The sequence below is a fragment of the Ruegeria sp. BF7 genome (assembly GCF_056538605.1).
In genome coordinates this window covers 19,252-40,261 of the sequence record NZ_JBQFTM010000004.1, presented here as the reverse complement: position 1 = coordinate 40,261, position 21,010 = coordinate 19,252, and the positions used below count along the sequence as shown (strand labels likewise).

At 58.1% G+C, this 21,010-nt stretch carries 18 protein-coding genes; 9 read left to right on the top strand and 9 right to left on the bottom strand.

What is annotated here, in order from left to right; all coding sequences use genetic code 11:
- Positions 1-41: 41 nt before the first annotated feature.
- Complete coding sequence (locus ACR0IK_RS10995; RefSeq protein WP_480641514.1) at positions 42-1,622, bottom strand: FMN-binding glutamate synthase family protein; 1,581 nt, start codon at positions 1,620-1,622, stop codon at positions 42-44.
- Positions 1,623-1,820: 198 nt separating this feature from the next.
- Between ACR0IK_RS10995 and ACR0IK_RS10990 the strand changes: the two genes are divergently transcribed.
- Together ACR0IK_RS10990 and crcB are read left to right on the top strand one after the other, a co-directional pair.
- The gene (locus ACR0IK_RS10990; RefSeq protein WP_480641513.1) at positions 1,821-2,228 is read left to right on the top strand and encodes a fluoride efflux transporter FluC; all 408 of its coding nucleotides are present in this window, start codon (positions 1,821-1,823) and stop codon (positions 2,226-2,228) included.
- Complete coding sequence (gene crcB / locus ACR0IK_RS10985; protein WP_480641512.1) at positions 2,225-2,587, top strand: fluoride efflux transporter CrcB; 363 nt, start codon at positions 2,225-2,227, stop codon at positions 2,585-2,587. The genes ACR0IK_RS10990 and crcB overlap by 4 nt, the downstream gene beginning before the upstream one ends.
- On the opposite strand, the gene ACR0IK_RS10980 is transcribed toward crcB, so the two are convergent.
- From ACR0IK_RS10980 to ACR0IK_RS10955, 6 genes are read right to left on the bottom strand one after another with little or no spacing between them, the layout of a single operon-like run.
- Positions 2,584-4,107, bottom strand: a complete 1,524-nt coding sequence (locus tag ACR0IK_RS10980) for a DHA2 family efflux MFS transporter permease subunit (RefSeq protein ID WP_480641511.1) — start codon at positions 4,105-4,107, stop codon at positions 2,584-2,586. The two genes, crcB and ACR0IK_RS10980, sit on opposite strands and share 4 nt — an antisense overlap.
- Positions 4,104-5,087 (bottom strand): HlyD family secretion protein, encoded by a 984-nt coding sequence (locus ACR0IK_RS10975; RefSeq protein WP_480641510.1) that lies wholly within the window; start codon positions 5,085-5,087, stop codon positions 4,104-4,106. Before ACR0IK_RS10975 ends, ACR0IK_RS10980 begins: the two co-directional genes overlap by 4 nt.
- A 22-nt stretch (positions 5,088-5,109) precedes the next feature.
- Positions 5,110-5,436, bottom strand: a complete 327-nt coding sequence (locus ACR0IK_RS10970; RefSeq protein ID WP_170446781.1) for a cytochrome o ubiquinol oxidase subunit IV — start codon at positions 5,434-5,436, stop codon at positions 5,110-5,112.
- The gene (locus ACR0IK_RS10965) at positions 5,429-6,061 is read right to left on the bottom strand and encodes a cytochrome c oxidase subunit 3 (protein ID WP_480594822.1); all 633 of its coding nucleotides are present in this window, start codon (positions 6,059-6,061) and stop codon (positions 5,429-5,431) included. The genes ACR0IK_RS10970 and ACR0IK_RS10965 overlap by 8 nt, the downstream gene beginning before the upstream one ends.
- Complete coding sequence (locus ACR0IK_RS10960) at positions 6,058-8,142, bottom strand: cbb3-type cytochrome c oxidase subunit I (RefSeq protein ID WP_480641509.1); 2,085 nt, start codon at positions 8,140-8,142, stop codon at positions 6,058-6,060. Before ACR0IK_RS10960 ends, ACR0IK_RS10965 begins: the two co-directional genes overlap by 4 nt.
- A complete protein-coding gene (locus tag ACR0IK_RS10955) occupies positions 8,139-9,095 on the bottom strand; it encodes a cytochrome ubiquinol oxidase subunit II (protein WP_480641508.1) in 957 nt (318 codons plus the stop codon). The genes ACR0IK_RS10960 and ACR0IK_RS10955 overlap by 4 nt, the downstream gene beginning before the upstream one ends.
- A 182-nt stretch (positions 9,096-9,277) precedes the next feature.
- Between ACR0IK_RS10955 and ACR0IK_RS10950 the strand changes: the two genes are divergently transcribed.
- The 7 genes from ACR0IK_RS10950 to ACR0IK_RS10920 all read left to right on the top strand — a co-directional run bounded on the left by ACR0IK_RS10950 (position 9,278) and on the right by ACR0IK_RS10920 (position 18,741).
- Positions 9,278-10,516, top strand: coding sequence for a lytic murein transglycosylase (locus ACR0IK_RS10950; RefSeq protein WP_480641507.1), 1,239 nt, complete (start codon positions 9,278-9,280; stop codon positions 10,514-10,516).
- A gap of 400 nt (positions 10,517-10,916) precedes the next feature.
- Positions 10,917-12,545 (top strand): peptide ABC transporter substrate-binding protein, encoded by a 1,629-nt coding sequence (locus ACR0IK_RS10945; protein ID WP_480641506.1) that lies wholly within the window; start codon positions 10,917-10,919, stop codon positions 12,543-12,545.
- Positions 12,546-12,610: 65 nt separating this feature from the next.
- Positions 12,611-13,534 carry an oligopeptide ABC transporter permease OppB gene (gene oppB, locus ACR0IK_RS10940; RefSeq protein ID WP_480594812.1) on the top strand — a complete coding sequence of 308 codons (924 nt, stop codon included), beginning with the start codon at positions 12,611-12,613 and terminating at the stop codon, positions 13,532-13,534.
- 10 nt (positions 13,535-13,544) lie between these two features.
- Positions 13,545-14,474: an ABC transporter permease subunit gene (locus ACR0IK_RS10935; protein WP_480594810.1), complete on the top strand. Its 930-nt coding sequence runs from the start codon at positions 13,545-13,547 to the stop codon at positions 14,472-14,474.
- Between the two features lies 1 nt (position 14,475).
- The gene (locus ACR0IK_RS10930) at positions 14,476-16,281 is read left to right on the top strand and encodes an ABC transporter ATP-binding protein (RefSeq protein WP_480641505.1); all 1,806 of its coding nucleotides are present in this window, start codon (positions 14,476-14,478) and stop codon (positions 16,279-16,281) included.
- A 305-nt stretch (positions 16,282-16,586) separates the two neighbouring features.
- A complete protein-coding gene (gene galU / locus ACR0IK_RS10925; protein WP_480594808.1) occupies positions 16,587-17,480 on the top strand; it encodes a UTP--glucose-1-phosphate uridylyltransferase GalU in 894 nt (297 codons plus the stop codon).
- 184 nt (positions 17,481-17,664) lie between these two features.
- On the top strand, positions 17,665-18,741 hold the full coding sequence (locus ACR0IK_RS10920; RefSeq protein WP_480641504.1) for a DUF2793 domain-containing protein: 1,077 nt from the start codon (positions 17,665-17,667) through the stop codon (positions 18,739-18,741).
- A 33-nt stretch (positions 18,742-18,774) separates the two neighbouring features.
- Here the strand turns inward: ACR0IK_RS10920 and fcl are convergent, their stop codons facing one another.
- Both fcl and gmd read right to left on the bottom strand, forming a co-directional pair.
- Positions 18,775-19,752: a GDP-L-fucose synthase gene (gene fcl, locus ACR0IK_RS10915; RefSeq protein ID WP_480594804.1), complete on the bottom strand. Its 978-nt coding sequence runs from the start codon at positions 19,750-19,752 to the stop codon at positions 18,775-18,777.
- Between the two features lie 10 nt (positions 19,753-19,762).
- Complete coding sequence (gene gmd, locus ACR0IK_RS10910; protein ID WP_480641503.1) at positions 19,763-20,887, bottom strand: GDP-mannose 4,6-dehydratase; 1,125 nt, start codon at positions 20,885-20,887, stop codon at positions 19,763-19,765.
- Between the last annotated feature and the right edge of the window lie 123 nt (positions 20,888-21,010).

Below are 21,010 nucleotides of genomic sequence, written 5' to 3'. Positions count from 1 at the left end.
GGATCAAAAAGGTCAATTCTTGGCGGCCGGGCAAAAAATAATCAGAAATGATCCGCCGAGGCTATTTTCCAATCCGTTGCAAACTCATCCGGGATCGAATCTGTCAGCAAGACCCCTTCGTCAATGAACGTGTACAGTTCGGCGTAGGTCCATTCCCTTTCATCCGCCGTACGGCGGCGGATATCGTCCGGGCGCAACTCCGAGACCTTTTCCTTACCCATCGCACCCAGAAGCTCTCGAAAACTCTCCAACGTGGCGTCGTGAAAGCGATGCACCCGTTTGCGTTTTTGCGGCACATGCACAGCCCGCCCACGGATCGGGTCCTGCGTCGCCACGCCCGAAGGGCAGCGGTTGGTGTTGCAGTGCAACGCCTGAATACAGCCCACCGCAAACATCATCGCCCGCGCCGCATTGCACATATCCGCACCAAGAGCGAATTTCTCAACCATGTCATAGCCGGTGGCGACCTTGCCCGAACAAATGATCCGGATCTTGTCGCGCAACCCTACACCACGCAGGCAGTTGTTGACGAAAATCAACGCCTCGTTCAGCGGCATGCCGAGTCGGTTGGTGAATTCAACCGGGGCTGCACCGGTGCCCCCTTCAGCCCCGTCGATGGTGATGAAATCGGGCAGGATACCGGTTTCCAGCATCGCCTTGCAGATTGCCATGAACTCGGACGGCCTACCGATACACAGCTTGAACCCAATGGGCTTACCGTCCGACATCTCTCTCAGGTGTTGCACGAAACGCAACAGGCCGGTTGGACCTTCAAAGGCCGAGTGGATGGGCGGAGAAATAACGTCCTGATGCTCGGGCACGCCGCGGATTTCCGCGATTTCTTTATCTACTTTGGCCGCAGGCAGCACCCCACCGTGGGAGGGTTTCGCGCCTTGGGACAATTTGATCTCAATCGCCTTGACCACATCCTTCTTTGCCTTTTCGGCGAACAGGTCCTTGTCGAACCCCCCTTCAGGCGTGCGGCATCCGAAATATCCTGTGCCAATCTGCCAGATGATATCGCCCCCTTCGGCCAGATGATGCGGGGACAGGCCGCCCTCACCTGTGTTATGTGCGAAAGAACCGTCTTTGGCCCCGCCGTTCAAAGCCCGGATCGCATTTGCGCTGAGCGCACCAAAACTCATGGCCGACACGTTCAGACGAGACGCACTGTAGGGTTGGCTGCATTGCGGGCCACCCAGAATAATCCTCTCTTCGCTTTCCGGAACCTCCTTGGGGGCAAGCGAGTGATTGGCCCGTTGATAGCCCACGGAAAGGATATCGTATTGGGTGCCAAAGGCCTGAGTGTCGACCTGCCCTTTGGCGCGCGAATAGATCAGGCTGCGAACGATCCGGTTGTAGGGGCGACCGCTTTCGTTGGTCTCCACGAAATACTGCCGGATTTCCGGGCTGACGAATTCCAGCATGTACCGGAAATGGCCCAGAACCGGGTAATTGTTCAGCACATTGTGCTTGGTGGTCAGCATGTCATACAGGCCAACCACGGCATAGGGGATCAGGATGATGAGCAACCAATGCGCTGGCGGCCAAAAAAAACCCCACAGCAAGGTCAGAGGCAGGCACACGTAACTAAGAAAATAGTAAAGTCTGCGTACAACCATTTCGTGCTCTCCTAACGTGCCGCCAAATCAACGTTGTAACAACCGTGGATCAAATCGGCGTTTGATTGCAAGCGATTGTACCCAGCCTCACGCGATCGGGCGGTTTTGTGAGGCAGGCAGAGGGGTTGGCCACAGTTGATCACCCTTGCAGCAATAGGTATGCCAAAACAGAGATTAACTTGGGCAGGATAACCGGCCGTGATACAAACCCGACCCGCCATCCGGACCACGGCAATCATGTTCATCGCCGTCTTCGTGGGCGGCGCTGCGGGGTCGCTGCTGCGCGAGGCTTTCTCGGCCCAGATCCCTGGCGCACCGTTATTGACCGCGACTTTCGGCATCAATGTCGTGGCCTGTTTCGTTCTTGGCTGGCTCTATGCGGTTCGGAACCGGGTCCACGCGCATGTGCTGCATTTGGGCGCGGTGGGGTTCTGCGGCGGGTTGTCGACGTTTTCCTCCTTCGTGGCCGAACTGGAACGAATGGCTGAAACGCAAATTTGGAATGCAATTTCGGCCGCCTCGCTTGAAATTGCCGTCGGCCTTGCCGCTGCCATTCTGGGCGAGGCCATCGGACGACGGCTTCACAGCCCGAGGTCCGCAGGATGAGCGCGCTTTACCTTCACGCCATGTTCGGGCTGGGGGGCGGACTGGGCGCGGTACTGCGGCACTGGATCGCCTTGCGGGTCCATCATGACCTGCCCCTTGCAACCCTGATCGTGAACGTCTTAGGCAGCCTGCTATTGGGTCTTTGGATCGGATACCTCGGCGGGCCGGTCGATCTGGGCGAAGAAGAAAGACGGCTGGTGTTCGGCTTCTGCGGTGGTTTCACCACATTTTCCAGCTTTGCTTATCAATCACTGGAACTGCGGAGGGAACGGACAATTGTGCTGGCTGCAGGAAATATTCTGCTGAGCCTCGCCCTGTGCTGGTTTGCCCTGTGGCTGGGTCTGGTACTGACGCGCTAATGCGCGGGAACGGCAGCCTGAGTGCCAGGTTTCGGTGCTTTACAGAAAAACAGCAGCGGTATCGTCGCCAAGGCCAGCAAACCAAGATTGTTGAACACGGTCAGATAGGAAATCAGCTCGGCCTGCTGGCTGATCACCTGTCCCAGAATGACAGCCCCTTCGGAACTTTCGGGCGTCAGACCAAGCGGCTGCAAATAGGCCTGCGCTGCCGGGTTGTAGGGCGTCACGTTCCGGCTCAGCACAGCCGTGTTCGTCTGCAACCCACGCACCACCCAAGTGCCGACCAGAGAAATCCCGACCGATGAACCCAACTGACGCGTCACGTTGAACAAGCCCGAAGCTTCGTCTTGCCGGGACTTCGAGATGCTTTCAAAGGCCAGAATCGACATCGGAACAAAAACCAACCCCATGCCCAACCCACTGACGGTCCCCGGCCAGGCCAGTTCCCAGAACCCCGCGTTCATGTTTAGCGCGCCCATCATGAAATTGCTGACGGCCGTCAAAAGCATCCCCAACCCGGCCAGAAAGCGCGGATCAAACCGCGACACAAGCACTGCGCCTGTCACAACCATCGATAACCCTGCCGTTATACCGCGCGGGATGAACAAATGCCCTGAGGCGATAACGGGATAATCCAGCAGGTTCTGCACAAAGGTCGGCAAGATCGCAATGCCGCCAAACAGCGAGATGGCAAAACCAGCGATAACCAGATTGCACAGGGCAAAGTTGCGATCTGCAAAAAACCGCAGATCAACAACCGGCCGTTTGGTTGTCAGTGCGTGAACGACGAACCCCAATGCACCCAGAACCGATGCGATCAGCGCCACCTGAATGACTCTTGATGACAGCCAATCCTTGGTCTCTCCCTGATCGAGGATGAACTGCAGACACCCGATGCCAATTGCCAGAAGGGCAAGGCCTGCCCAATCGATCCGCACCTCTTCGGTTTCGTCCTCAGGCAACTCACCCGCCAGCAGCAGCAATGCCATCGCCGCCACCGGGAGGTTGACAAAAAAGACCATCCGCCACGAGAAATACTCGGTCAGAAGTGCCCCGACTGTCGGCCCCAGCACGGGTGCCACCACGACGCCTAGCCCAAAAACAGCCATCGCCTGCCCGCGTTTTTCACGCGGGAAAGCATCAAACAGGATGGACTGAGACAGCGGAATCAGAAACGCGCCGAACATGCCTTGCGCGAGGCGAAAGAAGACGATGGTCTCAAGGCTCCAGGACAGGCCGCACATGATAGACATCGTGGTAAAGCCTGTGATGGCCGTCAGGATCAGCCGACGACGACCAACCCTGCGCGCGACAAAGCCGGTCAGAGGCATGACGACGACAGCCGAAACGATATAGCTGGTCAGAATCCACGTCGCCTGATCGGTCGTAGCCCCGAACGCGGCCTGTATATGCGGCAGTGCGACGTTGACGATAGTGCTGTCCAACACCTCGAGTATGGCGCTGAGCACAACGGCGATAACAATCACCGGATTGACGCGGCTGGCCGCCAGACCGTTCATTTTCCAGACTGATCCGTTGTGGTGTCCACTGTCACTTTGCTGCTGCCGCCCACACGCAACGGCACATCGGTCGGATCAAGCTCCACGCGCACCGGGAACCGGCGGGTCACCTTAACCCAGTTCCCGCTGGAGTTTTCGGACGGCAACAGCGAGAACGTGTCCCCCGACCCGCGCCCGATCGAGGCCACTTTACCGGTCAGCGTCACCCCCGGCAGCATATCAACCTTAACTGTAACGGGTTGACCCGGACGTATACGTGGCAGCGCGGTTTCCTTGAAATTTGCATCCACCCACCAATCTGAGGATTCGACGATGGAAAACTGCGGCGCATTTGCCGAAACGGCCGATCCCGGACGAAGGGTCAGGTTGGCGATCCAGCCATCTGCTGTGGCGTAAACCTTGGTCCAGTTCAGGTCGGCCTGTGCGATTTCAAGCTGCGCTCGTGCAGACAAAACTTCGTCCTGCTTCGCGGCGAGCCCGCTTTGCAGCGCCAACAGTTCGGATCGGCTTGTGGTCAGACGGGCCGAGGCCTCGGCAAACGCTGTTGTCGCCTGATCCAGTGAAACCTGCGCCAGATCGCCGTCCGAAAACAGCGCCTTGGACCGTTCAAAATTGTTCTTGGCGGTGTTGAAGGCCGATTGAGAGGACTGAACCGCCGCCTCAGCCGCGGTGATCTGATTGGAATAGGATTGGGCCTGTTGAAGCGAACTGTCCAGATCAGCCTGCGCCTGATCTACCGACGCCTTGAACTGGGTGTCGTCGATCGTGAACAGCAAGTCACCCGCCTTGATCGGCTGGTTGTCGGTGATGGGTACCTCGGCGACTTGCCCGGTCACTTGCGCCGCCACGTTGATGATATTCGCGCCCACATAAGCGTCCTTGGTCGAGGGATACTTTTCCTCGTGACGCCAATACAAAAACAGCCCGGCGGCGATGGCGATCAACATGGCTGCGACAGCGGCAATTTTGACGGGTTTCATGCGTTAGATCTCTTGCAGGTCGTTACATCGGATAGGTGTGCATCCGCACCGCCAGATTGCCCATGATCCAGACGGTCCCAAGGATGATGATCAACAGAACCAGTGTGGAAAACAGGATCAGATCAAGGTCTTCGCGGCTGCTGCGGCGGCGGTCGATATGCAGGAAATAGACCAGTTGCACAATCAGTTGTGCCAGCCCCAGTAATGCGATCGAGAGGTAAACCCCCTTGGTTTCAATGCCGTATTTGTAGGCGATCAAAAACACCGCCGCCGTTAGCAAAAGCGAGCCGCCATAACCGATGACATACCGCCGACGCTCGCGCCGGTGCATCTCGCTACGCTTATCCATAGGTCAGCCCTCCGAAATAAACGATGGTGATGATGCCGATCCAGATCAGGTCCAGGAAGTGCCAGAACAGCGCCAGCCGCACCACGCGCGACATCAACAAGTCGGTCAGACCAAACAGCCGCAACTGGATTCCCAGCACGATCAGCCACAAACAGCCTGCAGCGACGTGCAACCCGTGCAGCGGCACCAATCCATAAAACGCGGACAGGAACCCGCTGCGCTGAGGGATGCCGCCCTTTTCAGCCATGGCCATGAAGTCACGGATTTCCAGCACCAGAAAGCTGAGGCCCAAGACCAGTGTCACGCAGAACCAGAATACGATCCGCCATCGGGGCAAGTTATACTTCAACGCCAGCATCGCCAGTCCCACGGTCAGGCTGCTGGTCAGCAAGATCAGCGTCTGGGCAAAGATGCTGTACAGATCAAACAGCTCATGCGGACCCGGCCCGCCTGCCTGCGCGTCGATCATGGTGATGTAGATCGCGAACATCAGGCCGAAATAGACCAGGTCACTCATCAGAAAGACCCAGAATCCGAAGGTGACGACCTCGGTGGCCTGGTGGGCACTTTCATGGCGCCGCCCTAGGTTCAGGCCGGGATAGCTGTGGGTGGGCGCTCGCTTCATGTCGCGACCTCCAGATCGGGGCGGGCAAGGCCGCGGTTCTCCGGAGCTGTTTCATGGTCGCGGTCTACAGGTTTGGAGTTGCGCACCAGATCGAGCCAGGTTTCGTGCTGTTTACGCACCTCTTCGGCAGGGATGACCTCTTCAAAGTCGGTATTGAAGGTCCAGGCAATCAAGGCCGCAAGCATCAGAACCGCCATCAAGGCCGCCAGCCACCAGATCCACCAGACCAGCGCGAACATCCAGACACCGCTGAGTACACATAAGGTAAACCCGATCGCGGTATTGCGCGGCATCGAGATGTCCTCATAGGCGTCGGGACTGGGGTAGGCCTCGCCCCGCTCCTTGGCCGCGGCGAAGTTATCGCGGTCGGTCACCTGTGGGATGATGGCAAAGTTATATGGCGGCGGCGGTGACGGGATCGACCATTCCAGCGTGCGCCCGTCCCATGGGTCACCAACAGGGGCGCGGGTTTTCTCGCGATCCCGGATGCTGACCCACAGTTGGACGAGGATGGACAGCAGCCCGCAGGTGATGATCAAAGCACCGACAATCGCGACGAGCATGTAGGGGTGGAACGAGGCGTCGCTGTAACTGAAGGACCGGCGCGGCATCCCCATCAGACCCACGAAATAGAGCGGCATGAAAGTCAGCAGGAATCCGACCGTCCAGCACACGACCGAAACCCGGCCCCAAAACTCGTTCAGGCGGAACCCGAAGGCCTTGGGGAACCAGTAGTTATAGGCCGCCAGCAAGCCAAACAGTACCCCCGGCAGCAGCGCGTTGTGAAAATGCGCCACCAGGAACAAAGTGTTGTGAACCTGATAGTCAACTGTGGGATTGGCTAGGATCACGCCCGACAAACCGCCGATGACAAACAGCATCAGGAAGGCCAGGCCATAAAGCATTGGGACGGAAAACCGGATGCGGCCCCGATACAGAGTGGCCATCCAGTCATAAACCTTCACCCCGGTCGGAATAGCGATCAACATCGTCGCCACACCAAACACCGCATTGATCAATGCGCTTTGGCCCATGGTGAAGAAGTGGTGCAGCCAAACGGTAAAGGACAAAACCGCAATACACATTGTGGCAATGACCAGCGAGTTATATCCGTAGAGCCGCTTGGCAGAAAAGGTGGCGAAGACTTCGGAGTAGATGCCATAGGCGGGCAGAACCAACAGATAGACCTCCGGGTGGCCGAACAGCCAGAACAGGTTGGCGTAGTTCATCATATTGCCGCCAAGGTCATTGGTGAAAAAGTGAAAATCCAGATATCGATCTGCTGCCAGCATCAGCGCCGCCACACCAAGTGGCGGCATGGCAAAGATGATCAGGATCGAACTGCTGATGATCGTCCAGCAATACATCGGCAGCCGCATGAACTTCATCCCGGGTGCCCGCAGCTTGTAGATCGTGACAGCAAAGTTGATCCCCGTCAGCGTGGTTCCGATACCCGAGACGACGATGGCCCAGATCCAGTAATCCGGCCCCACCCCGGGATTGAAAGCCGCGCCCGTATAGGGCGGATAGGCCGTCCAACCACCTGTCGAGAAGTTGCCCACCACCAACGACACCATCAGCATCATGCCCGCCGAGACGGTCAGGCCGAGGCTGATCTGGTTCATCACCGGAAAGGCCACATCGCGCGCGCCGATCATCAGCGGCACCAGATAGTTCGCTACCCCAAACACAAAGGGCACCGCCACAAAGAACACCATAATTGTGCCATGGGTGCTGAACAGCTCGGCAAAATGTTCGGCCTCGAGGAACCCAGGGCCTGGTCCAGCCGCTTGCTGGGCGCGCATGACCACCCCTTCCAGCACGCCCCGCGCCAGCATGACAATAGCAAAGACAATATACATGATGCCGATCTTCTTGTGGTCAGCGCTGGTCAGCCAGTCGCGCCACAGCGGCCCCCACAGGCGGAACCATGTCAGCAATCCGACCACCGCAACGACACCCACAACCACGATGCCTGCAGCCGCGTTCGCCACGATCTCATTCGTGTTGGGCGTCTGGATCAGACCCGCGATAGGAAACGCGTCCCAGTTCAGGCGGCCAAAGAACCCAGTGTCGGTCATTGCGCGGCCTCCTGTCCGAATTCAACCGTTCCTGGCTGTTGATCTACCGACAGAGGTTTCCCACCGTGATAGCGGTGCAGGATCGAGTGAAACAGATCGCCCTCCTCCAAAGTGAAATACAAAGCGTTGAGCGGCATGAGGGCGGTTCCCAATGCCGCCTGTACCTCATCCCGATCCGAGCGCATGGCCAGCGTCCGATACGTGTCCTGAGTCAACGGGATGCCATTGGCGCGGACGCTTTCAACCCAGGCCGTGAAATCTTGAGGTTGCATTGCCTGGGTCAGAAACTTTTGCTTGGTGAAACCACGACCATTATATTGCGTGTTTTCACCCTGCATCGTCTTAGGCGTATCTGCCACAAGATGAAGTTTTGTCGTCATTCCGGGCATCGCGTAAATCTGACCAGCCAAAGCCGGGATCATGAACGACTGCATGACCGTGTCCGTGGTCAACGTCATCGCCACCTGCTGTTTAACCGGAATTCCCAACTCGCCCACGGTTGCAATACCGAGGTCGGGATAAATAAACAGCCATTTCCAATCGAGACCGACGACTTGCACGTTCAGCGCGGGAGTTTCGCCGAAAGTAGCCGAATAAGGGTCCAGTCGATGCGTCGCTTTCCACAGGTAGAAAGACAACAGTGCCACGATCACCACAGGCACGCCCCACATGACGAATTCCAGCTTGGCGGAAAAGTCCCATTTTGGCCGATACGCGGCTGTACCTCCCTTGCGTCGCCGATACCGTAAGGCAATCAACGGCACCAGAACCAGAACCGGAAGCACGGCTACCATGATCAGAACGGTTGCCCGCAACAGATGGGTTTTCTGAATCGCGGCTATCGGGCCCTGAGGGTCCATAAAACTGCCACTCGCCCACGCCGTCTGCACCGAAGCCACCGCTAAAGCGACCACAACCAGCACTGCGAGTTTTGAAGGTCTGAGTACCGCCACGCCTGATTGTCCTCTTGCGCCTTCGTTTCGGCCAACTATCGGCAGAGTCAGGAATTTTCTCAAGGTTTTTTCTGAAACTGGCAATTGTGTCAGGCGTGACCTGGTCAACCAGACCATTACGCGAACCCAATCGACACGAATACCACTGTTGACTAAGCTACTCGATCGGGCGAGACATTTTGATGATGCGTCGGATATTAATCGCTTTCAGTCTCTGGTGCCTGTCGACGGGTACTTACGCGCAGGATCGCGCAGCGGTCGAACGGCAATTCCAAGCTTGGCTGCAAAACACAGTCTGGCCGCTTGCCAAGGCCAAAGGCGTCTCACGCAACACCATGAAGCGGGCCTTTGACGGGGTGACGCTTAACTGGAAGCTGCCGGACCTTGTACCGCCGGGCCAGACGGCGCAGACGCCGAAACAGCAAAAACAGGCCGAATTCGGCTCGCCCGGGCGCTATTTCAACGCAGGCTCCGTTCAAGGAGCAACTGCCACAGGTCGACAGATGGCGCGCCGCCACGCGGCGGCTCTGACGCGCGTCGAGGCAGAGACTGGCGTGCCCGGCCGCATCATCCTGGCCATCTGGGGCCGCGAAAGCGGATATGGTCAGGTCCCCATTCGTCATAACGCATTTCAAGTGCTGGGCACCAAGGGCTTCATGAGCACCCGTGCCCCGTATTTCACCGACGAACTGATCGCCGCTTTGCAAATTGCCGAAGCCGGGCACGCCCCGCCCGGCACATTGAAGAGCAGCTGGGCCGGCGCTTTGGGCCAACCGCAGTTCATGCCCTCGAACTTTCTGACCTATGCGGCGGATGGCAACGGTGACGGGCGATCCGATATCTGGGCCTCACCCGAGGATACCATCGCATCAATCGGGAATTTTCTGTCCCAACACGGCTGGATCTCCGGGCGCGACTGGGGGTTCGAAGTGACCGTCCCGCCCTCGGTTTCCTGCGCCATGGAAGGGCCGGATCAGGGCAAGCCCATTCAGGACTGGGCCGCGATGGGCATAACCCGCGTGTCGGGCAAACCGTTTCCGAACCATGAACTGGCGGGCGAAGGATTTCTGATGATGCCCGCAGGGCGCAATGGCCCTGCCTTCATCGTCACGCCGAATTTCTATGTTCTGAAGGACTACAACAAAAGCGATCTCTATGCGCTGTTCGTCGGTCACGTCGGCGACCGCATTCAATATGGCGTCGGGGATTTCAAGGCGCGGTGGGGCGAGGTCGGCACTCTGTACCGGTCTGACGTAGCCGCCATGCAGAGGGCTCTGGAACACCAGGGCCATGATGTCGGAGGCGCAGACGGGTTGCCTGGCTTCAAAACCCGCCGTTCGATCGGGCGCTGGCAGCAGACCACAGGTCGCGCGCCCACCTGCTTTCCCGAATCCAGTATGAAAGCGGCCCTGAAACCGTAGCGATTCGCACTGTCCCTAACGTCACCGTGTCGGCAAAACGCCTTTCTTGGGGGTCAGCGAATATCGCGACCTTCACAAAAGTGTTAAGAACCGCGGAGGTTTCATTATTATATTTCGGAACCGACCCGGGTTTCATTCACAATCCACCTATGGTTGCCTATTTTTCAGGCAAAGGCTTTATCCTTTTTTGAAATAGTGCCACCTTCGGCGGCAGTGAAAGGCGACTTTCGCAAACACGTTCCCGACTTCAAACTGAAAGACTGCGACGCGGTGTTCCTTGCGATCTGACAGAGTATTCCTTGAACCAGTGGCGGTCTTTCTGGGTCGGACAAACATAGCGGTCAGCGACCATCCTGAATGGATGCGGTCGCCGTACCGCCAAAAATGGGAGTAGAACAAAATGAACAAGTACATTCGGACTTCTCTGGCGGGGCTGTTGACCTCGACCATGATCACCGGCGCCTCCTTTGCCGCCGGTACCCATCCTGAAACCGGCGAGGCGCTGGCGGATGACCAGACCTTTACCTATCGCATTCTGGATGAACACAGCTCGGTCGATCCACAGGTGGTCGAAGACGTAACGGGCGCTGAAATCGTCCGCGACCTGTTCGAGGGCCTGATGAACCAGGACGCAGACGGAAATCTGATTCCCGGCGTTGCCACTGGTTACACCACCAACGATACCAAGGACGTTTACACCTTTACCCTGCGCGATGACGCCAAGTGGTCCAACGGAGACCCGGTGACCGCCAGTGATTTTGTCTTTGCCTGGAAACGCGCAGTCGATCCCGCTCTGTCCTCGCCTTATGCCTGGTTCATGGAACTGATGTCGATCGAGAACGCATCGGAAATCATTGCGGGCGAAAAACCGGTGGATGAGCTGGGCGTGACCGCAATCGACGACAAAACGCTTGAAGTCAAGCTGAGTGCACCGCTGCCGTATTTCGCGCAGATGACCACGCATTCGACCACCTTCCCCGCCCCACAGAAAGTCATCGAAGAGTTCGGCGACGCCTGGACAAAGCCAGAGAACATCGTCTCGAACGGTGCCTATGTGCTGACCGAGCACCTGCCGCAGGAGCGCTCGGTCCGTGAGCGCAACGAGATGTACTGGGACAACGACAACACCATCATCGACAAGGTCGTGGCGCTGGTCATCAACGACGAAAACGTCGCCCTGACCCGCTATCTGGCCGGTGAGCTGGATCGCACCGAAGTTCCCGCAGGCCAATTCCCCCGCCTGCAGAAAGAGAACCCCGAAGAAGCCATCAGCTTCCCACGTCTTTGTAACTATTATTACACCTTCAACCTGTCCGAAGGTGGCCCCGAAGAATTCAAGGACCCCAAGGTTCGTCAGGCCCTGTCGCTGGCCGTTGACCGCGACATCATCACCAAGAACGTCAAGGCAGGTGGCGAGCCGCCCGCATACACATTCGTTCCCGAAGCAACCGCCGGTTTCACCGTCCCTGCCGTCGAAATGGCCTCGATGACTCAGGCCGAGCGCGACGAGTTGGCCAAGGAATTGCTGGCCGAGGCCGGGTATGGCCCGGACAATCCGCTGAGCTTTGAAATGGTCTACAACACCGACGAAGCACACAAGAAAGTGGCCGTGGCCCTCAGCCAGATGTGGAAGCAGAAGCTTGGCGTTCAGGTCGAGCTGGCCAACATGGAATGGAAAGTGTTCCTGGAAGAGCGCGGCAACCAGAACTTCGATCTGGCCCGCGGCGCCTGGTGTGGCGACTACAACGAAGCCTCGACCTTCCTCGATCTGCTTCAATCGGATTCCGGTTACAACGACGGCAAGTACAACAACGCACGCGTTGACGAACTGCTGGCCGAGGCGAAATCCTCAGATGACCCGGCCCCTCTGTACACCGAGGTTGAACGGATCATCGCGCAAGAGACCCCGGTTATTCCGATCTATCACTACGCTGGCGTCTACATGATGGACAGCGATGTCGGAAACTGGCCGGTCAAAAACGTAGAGCAGAACTGGTATTCCAAAGACCTCTACAAACGCGCCGAATAATCATCCTTAAAACACGCTTTGCCCCGAGTTTCTCATCGGGGCAAGGCCAATAATGGGGGCATGAAATGCTTGCCTATATCATCCGGCGATTGCTGGTTGCCGTTCCGACGATCCTGTTGTTGATCGTCGCCTGTTTCTTTCTGATGCACTTTGCGCCCGGCGGGCCCTTCACGTCAGAGCGGCCTTTGCCGCCGGCGGTACTGGCCAATATCGAGGCGCGCTACGGGCTGGACCAGCCGCTGTGGAAGCAGCTGTGGGACTATCTGTACAATATCGTGGTGCATTTCGACTTCGGCCCGTCCTTCAAGTTCAAGGACCGGGACGTGAATGACATCATCGCGCAAGGTTTCCCAATCTCGCTGACCTATGGCTCGTTGTCCTTCCTAGTGGCGACCGTCATCGGTGTAGGTCTGGGGATCGCCGCGGCAATCAAGCACAACAGCTGGATTGACTATTTCGCCGTCGGTCTCGGGATCGCTGCGCAGGCACTGCCGAACTTCATCATGGGCCCGATCCTGATCCTGACCTTCACACTTTGGTTGGGATGGCTGCCGGGCGGTGGCTGGAACGGTGGTCAATGGCAATACCTGATCATGCCTGTGATTGCGCTGGCGACCTCCTACATGGGGTCGATCGCGCGGATTACGCGGTCGTCGATGCTCGAGGTACTAAACTCGAACTTCATCCGCACAGCGCGCGCCAAGGGCCTACCAACCAGAACCGTGATCTGGCGACATGCGTTAAAGCCCACGCTGCTGCCCGTCGTGTCCTATCTGGGACCGGTCTTTGTCTATGTGCTGACCGGGTCGGTTTTCGTGGACATCTATTTCTCGACCGGCGGTCTGGGGCAGGCTTATGTCGGCTCGGCCCTGTCGCGGGATTACGCAGTGCTGCTGGGGGTTACGATCCTTTACGGCGCGCTGACCGTCATCGTGAACCTGCTGACCGACCTGGCTTATGCCTGGTTCGATCCGAAAATCCGCTACTGAGGGGCTGGCAATGCTTGGAAAATCACAAAAAGCCGCCCAATTGGCCGAAGATGTCACAGATTACACGGTCATTCAGGGGCGCTCGCTCTGGCAGGACGCGCGGATGCGGTTTGTCCGCAACAAGGCCGCGATGGCCAGTGTGTTCATTCTGGCGTTAATCGTTTTGTTCACGATCATCGGCCCGTATTTCGCCGTGTGGAACAACGAGGAGATCGACTGGAACGTCATGGGTGACGTGCGGGGCATGGGTATGCCATCCGTCGAGACCGGGCACTTTTTCGGGGTCGATGATTTGGGGCGCGACCTCTACAGCCGGGTCATTCAGGCAACGACCACCTCGTTGCTGGTGGGGCTGATCGGGGCGGCGACCGCACTGATCGTTGGCACCTTCTATGGAATCGCGGCCGGGTATATCGGCGGGCGCACCGACAGCGTGATGATGCGTTTCGTCGATATCCTACTGGCCATTCCGGCCACACTGATCATCATCCTTCTGCTGGTGGTCGCGGGGCGGTCGTTCTTCATGCTATTCATCGCCCTGGGTGCGGTGGGCTGGCTGACAATGGCGCGGATTGTTCGGGGGCAGACGCTGACCCTGAAAAACCGCGAGTTTATCGAGGCCGCGCGCGCCGCCGGGGTCAGTGAGTTTACCATCATGTATCGCCACATCCTGCCCAACCTGCTGGGTGTTGTGATCGTCTATGCCTCGCTGCTGGTGCCCGAGATGATCCTGACGGAAAGCTTCATCTCGTTCTTGGGACTGGGCATTTCGGAACCCTACACCTCGTTGGGTCGTCTGATCGCCGAAGGTGCGGGAACGATGGGCTATGGCACCCTGTGGCAACTGATGTTCCCCCTGACATTCTACGTCGCCATCATCATCACGATGTTCTTCATCGGGGATGGTTTGCGTGACGCTCTGGACCCAAAGGATCGCTGAGATGAGTCTGTTTTCTGTAAAGGACCTGAGCGTCCAGTTCGACACCCCTGATGGCGTGGTCGAGGCCGTCAAAGGCATCAGTTTCGACATCAGTCCCGGCGAATGTCTTGGCATCGTTGGTGAAAGCGGGTCGGGCAAAAGCCAGACTTTCATGGCCGCGATGGGGTTGTTGCCACCGGCCGGGCGCGCACTTGGCTCTGCCACTCTGAACGGCAATGAGATCCTGAACCTGCCCATAAACAAGCTGAACAAGATTCGTGGTTCGGACGTCGGCATGATCTTTCAGGACCCGCTGACCGCACTGACCCCGCATCTGCGGGTCGGCCAGCAAATGCGCGAGGTCCTGCAGGTGCATGAAGGACTGCAGGGCTCGGCCGCGCGGGCAAGATGTCTGGAATGGTTGGAACGCGTTCGCATCCCCGAGGCAAAACGGCGGTTGAACCAATATCCGCACGAACTGTCGGGCGGGATGCGCCAGCGCGTCATGATTGCCATGTCGATGCTTTGCAATCCCAGGCTGTTGATCGCGGATGAACCGACCACAGCGCTGGATGTGACCGTTCAGGCCGACATTCTGGACCTGATGGAGCGCCTGCAAAAGGACGAAGGCACCGCGATTGCATTGATCACCCATGACATGGGTGTTGTTGCACGGATGTGCGACCGCATTCAGGTCATGCGTCTGGGTCAGTTTGTCGAGGCCGGGGACACGCGCGAGATCTTCCGCGCGCCGCAGCATGACTATACCCGGACATTGCTGGAAGCGATGCCACGCATTGATGCGGGTGATGCACCCAAGGCGTTGGAAAAGGTCGATGTGCCGCTGCTCAAGGTCGATGACGTCAAGGTGCACTTCCCGATCCACGTCTCGGGCGGGCTATTCGGGCACAAGGTGCCGCTGAAGGCCGTCGATGGCGTCAGCTTTGACATTCGCAAGGGGGAAACGCTCGGCGTAGTGGGCGAATCCGGCTGCGGCAAGTCCACCCTGGCCCGTGCAGTTCTGCAACTGATCGAACCCAGCGCAGGCAATGTCAGTTGGCTGGGGCATCCGATCGTCGGGCTGAAACGGGCCGAGCTGAACAAGTACCGCAAAGACCTTCAAATCGTGTTTCAGGATCCACTGGCCAGTCTCGATCCGCGGATGACTATCTCGGCCTCGATTGCCGAACCACTGAAAACCTACCGCCCGGACCTGACTGATCGCGAACGCAAGGACATGGTCGCGCAGATGATGGAGCGTGTCGGCCTGAAGGCCAATATGATCAACCGCTATCCGCACGAGCTTTCCGGCGGTCAGAACCAGCGGGTTGGAATCGCGCGGGCCATGATCAACAAGCCCAAGCTGATCATCTGCGACGAGGCGGTCTCGGCCTTGGATGTATCCATTCAGGCGCAGATCGTGGAGCTTCTGCGCGAGTTGCAGCAAGAATTCGGGCTGTCGATGATTTTCATCAGCCACGATCTGTCGGTAGTGCGGGCAATCTCGAACCGGATCATGGTTCTGTATCTGGGCCGGATTGTCGAACTGGGTGACGGAGAGGTGATCTGTTCCGACCCGATCCACCCTTACACGAGATCGCTGATCTCAGCAGTCCCGATCCCGGACCCGGATGTCGAACGGACCCGCCAACGCCTTAAGCTGCCTGGCGAACTGCCCTCACCCATGGACCCGAAAGCTGCGCTTCGGTTTCTGCCCAGCCGGTTGGCTGCAGGGGAAACCGACTACGTCCCACAGCTGAGCGAGGTAAGACCTGATCATTTCGTGGCCGAGCATGACCCGCTGGATGCCATCATGAAGTCTGCCTAAACCCCCTGCCCCGAAGCGCTTAACTCGGCTTCGGGGCACGTTGCAGAAACATGAGCGACCGGACACTAGAATGCTGTTCAGGTGGCTACCGGTCGGATGCCTCATTTCGCCGCAAAGAGCGCAGAAAACCGCGATGCTTCCGCATGTGTGGCCCCATCGTTTTGACTTCTGCCCCCCCGGGTGGCACCATCTTGCGAAATCGCGGCTTCGTTACCCGTTGACGTTGAATAATCGCGCCACGGGTCATAAGAGGTCTGCTTAGTAAACACTCTGACATACATTGTTTTAGTAACTTGAGAGGTCAAATGGCACGTAAGGTCACAAAGGCGATCTTCCCCGTCGCGGGACTTGGCACCCGGTTCCTGCCAGCAACAAAGTCGGTCCCGAAAGAGATCATGACTTTGGTTGATCGCCCGCTGGTGCAGTACGCCATCGACGAGGCGCGCGCTGCCGGTATCAAAGAATTCATATTTGTAACGTCACGAGGCAAGTCCGCTCTGGAGGACTACTTTGACCACAATCTGGTTCTCGAGCAGGAATTGAAAGCCAAGGGCAAGGACAAGCTGCTGGAAACGCTGAACGCAACCAATATGGAAAGCGGCGCGATTGCCTATATCCGCCAGCACAAGGCGCTGGGTCTGGGTCACGCGGTCTGGTGTGCCCGGCGCCTGATCGGCGATGAACCCTTTGCCGTTATGCTGCCCGATGACGTTATCGCCGGTGACAAGCCCTGCCTGAAGCAGATGGTCGAAGCCTATGAGGAAACTGGCGGCAACATGGTTGCAGCCATGGAAGTTCCAGCCAACAAGACAAGCGCTTACGGCGTGCTAGATGTGGGCGAGAATATCGGTTCGGTAGTCCGCGCGCGCGGCATGGTCGAAAAGCCGAAACCCGAAGAAGCGCCATCGAACCTGGCGGTCATCGGGCGTTACATTTTGGGCCCGTCGGTCCTGTATAACCTGAACCAGATGAAAAAGGGCAGCGGTGGCGAAATTCAGCTGACCGATGCGATTGCCGAGGACATCGGAAACGGTGTGCCGGTCTTCGGCTACAAGTTCGAGGGTCAGCGTTTTGATTGCGGGTCCAAATCCGGCTTCCTGCAGGCCACGGTTGCCTTTGCGCTGGCCCGCGACGACCTGCGCGAAGATCTCAGCCAGTATCTGCACGACATCGTCGCCACGGGACAGGCTGCGCAGTAACAGGCTGCTTCCCAATCAGCTTATGAATTTTGGGCCGGGGTGTTAAACGCCCCGGTTTTTTTGTGTCCTCGAAGGTTAGCAAATGGTTTTTCGGGCGTCCGGCCCGGTCAGACGGGATTCATGCGCCACACGGCAGAGTAGCGCGCAATGCAATTGTCGGACCGACAGCCTCAGGAGGACGCCCGTGTCACAGAACTCACCCCGATTGAAACTGCCATTTCTGCAACCGTCGCAGGCGCAGAAACATGTCACCCATAACGAAGCGCTGCGGCAGCTGGACCTGATCACGCAACTGAGCGTAGCCTCGACAAATGCCACGACCCCGCCCGCCGTGCCGGATCAGGGCGAGGTTCACGCGTTGGGCGCAGCACCAACAGGGGACTGGATCGGGCAGGAAGGGATGTTGGCTGCGTGGCTGGACAATGCATGGCATTTCATCACGCCCGGCACGGGCTGGCGCGCATGGGACGAAACTACCGGGCACATTAGAATCTGGGACGGCGGTGCATGGATCGATCCTCCGGTCGCCACGCAAAATCTGGACGGCGTGGGGATCGCTACCGGGTATGACAGCACAAACCGTCTTTCGGTGCGGTCTCCGGCGACACTTCTCAGCCATGACGGCGGCGGGCATCAGTTGAAGATCAACAAGGCCAATGCGGGCGACACCGCCTCCTTGCTGTTTCAATCCAACTGGACCGGGCATGCCGAGATGGGCCTGTCAGGCAATACCGGCTTTGCGATCAAAGTCTCGCCTGATGGTGGCACATGGACCGACGCGCTGAATTTCGATCCCGCGACCGGGATCGCCAGCGGCGCAGCGGTTCAGGCCAGCGCAGATGACACCACCGCCGGTCGTCTGATGCGGGCGGATTACGGTTATGGTCCCGGCAATCTGCTGGGTGCCGTGGCACAGAGCGGCGGCACCGCGACCGGGGCCGTCATCGAACGAGGCGCGAATGCAGACGGCGATTACGTGCGCTTTGCTGACGGTACTCAAATCTGCACAATCTCGCTGACGGCCACGGGCTGCGCGAATACCGAAGGCGCCTTGTTCGCAAGCGATGCAGCGGTCTGGGATTTCCCGGTGGCTTTCGCTGTGGGCTCAACCGTTGCGGTCTTCGGCAGCGGAGGTGCAACCACCCGTTTCATGGGGTTTGACGCGCCAACTGAAACTCAGGTGGCGTTCAAGGTTCTGGCTACCTCAAGTGATGCGACAGCGCTGGAGCCAACGGCCATTGCGATTGGCCGCTGGTTCTGATCAACCCAACTGCCCGGGCCCGCGCCCGGGCAGTCACTTGGCGCGCAGGTCCGCGTCCGCCTGATCCAAGAACCAGGCATAGGTTTCGCGTATCCCGTCTTCGAGCCCGACCCGTGCGCGCCAGCCCATATCGGCCAGACGAGACACGTCCATCAGCTTGCGCATGGTTCCGTCCGGCTTGCTGACGTCCTGTGTGATCTTGCCACTGAATCCTGTAGTTTTCGCCACCAGCGCCGCCAGTTCCGCGATCGAAACGTCCTCGCCACAGCCCACGTTGATATGGCTCAACATCGGTTGGGTGTTCGCTTCATAGACATCGCGCGGCAAGTCGAGCACGAACAGTGACGCCTCGGCCATGTCATCCACATGCAGGAATTCGCGGCGGGGTTTGCCGGTGCCCCAGATCACGACTTCCTCCAGCCCATCCCGCTGCGCCTCATGGAACCGGCGGATCAGAGCGGGCAGTACATGACTGTTTTCCGGGTGGAAATTGTCGCCTGGTCCATAAAGGTTGGTCGGCATGACCGAGCGGTAATCGACCCCGTGCTGCCGGTTATAGCTTTCACACAGCTTGATCCCGGCGATCTTGGCCACCGCATATGGCTCGTTGGTCGGTTCCAGCACACCTGTCAGCAGCGCGTCTTCACGCATTGGTTGCGGCACCGCGCGCGGATAGATGCAGGAACTTCCAAGTTGCAGCAGGTTCTTCACTCCGGCGGCAAAAGCCTGATGGATCACGTTGCATTCGATCATCAGGTTGTCGTAGATGAAATCAGCAGGGTACGTATTGTTGGCGTGAATGCCACCCACCTTGGCTGCGGCCAGGATCACGACGTCCGGGCGTTCGGCCTGCATGAAATCGCGCACGGCGGCCTGATCGGTCAGGTCCAACTCAGCATGTGTGCGGGTGACCAGCTCGAGCGCTTCGCCCGCCGCTTTCCGATCCTGCAAGCGGCGCTGGATTGCTCCGCCAACCATGCCGCGATGGCCTGCTACATAGATCTTGCGCATGGCGACCTCCTCAGCCGTTTTCCAAGCTTACCGGCAACTCATAGCCATGCTCTTTCAACAGCGCATGGCGTTTTGCGGTCTTGAGGTCTTCGACAACCATCTCGGCGCACATTTCCTGAACGGTCAGTTCGGGCTCCCAACCCAGCTTGTTCTTAGCATTCGACGGATCGCCCAGCAGCGTTTCCACCTCAGCCGGGCGGAAATATTGCGGGTCGATGCGCATGATTATATCACCGGGTTTCAGGGCCGGGGCGTTGTCACCGTCGATCGACTTGACTGTAGCAATCTCGTCCACGCCTTCGCCCGAGAATTCCAGCGTGATGCCCAGCTCAGCCGCCGACCATTCGATGAACTGACGGACCGAATACTGCACGCCGGTCGCGATCACGAAATCTTCGGGGTTGTCCTGCTGCAGCATGAGCCACTGCATCCGCACATAGTCTTTTGCGTGGCCCCAATCGCGCAGGCTGTCGATGTTGCCCATGTACAGGCAGTTTTCGAGACCTTGGGCGATATTTGCCAGGCCGCGCGTGATTTTGCGTGTCACAAAGGTTTCGCCACGACGCGGGCTCTCGTGGTTAAACAGAATGCCGTTGCAGGCATACATGCCATAGGCCTCGCGATAGTTCACCGTGATCCAGTAGGAATAGAGCTTGGCCACCGCATAGGGCGAGCGCGGGTGGAACGGTGTCGTCTCGCGCTGCGGGATTTCCTGCACCAGACCATACAGTTCCGAGGTCGAGGCCTGGTAAAACCGGGTTTTTTTCTCCAGCCCCAGAAAGCGAATTGCTTCCAACAGGCGCAGCGTGCCGATAGCATCGACATCGGCGGTATATTCCGGAGATTCAAAACTGACCGCCACATGGGACTGTGCGCCGAGGTTGTAAACCTCGTCCGGCTGCACTTCCTGAATGATTCGCGTCAGGTTCGATGTGTCGCTGAGGTCGCCGTAATGCAGATACAGATTTGGGTTGGGAACATGCGGGTCCTGATAGATGTGGTCGATCCGCTGCGTGTTGAACGAGGACGCGCGGCGCTTAATCCCATGAACTTCATAACCTTTTTCCAGCAAGAATTCGGCCAGATAAGACCCGTCCTGTCCGGTAATACCGGTAATCAACGCCTTTTTTGTCATCATTTTTTCCCACGGAATACTGTGTGCATATTTGACGTCTCAGAAACAGCAAGAATTCGCAGAATGCAACCCAAGGCAAGAAATGGCTTGAAAACCGGCGGCAGGTTCCTACCTGCACACCGG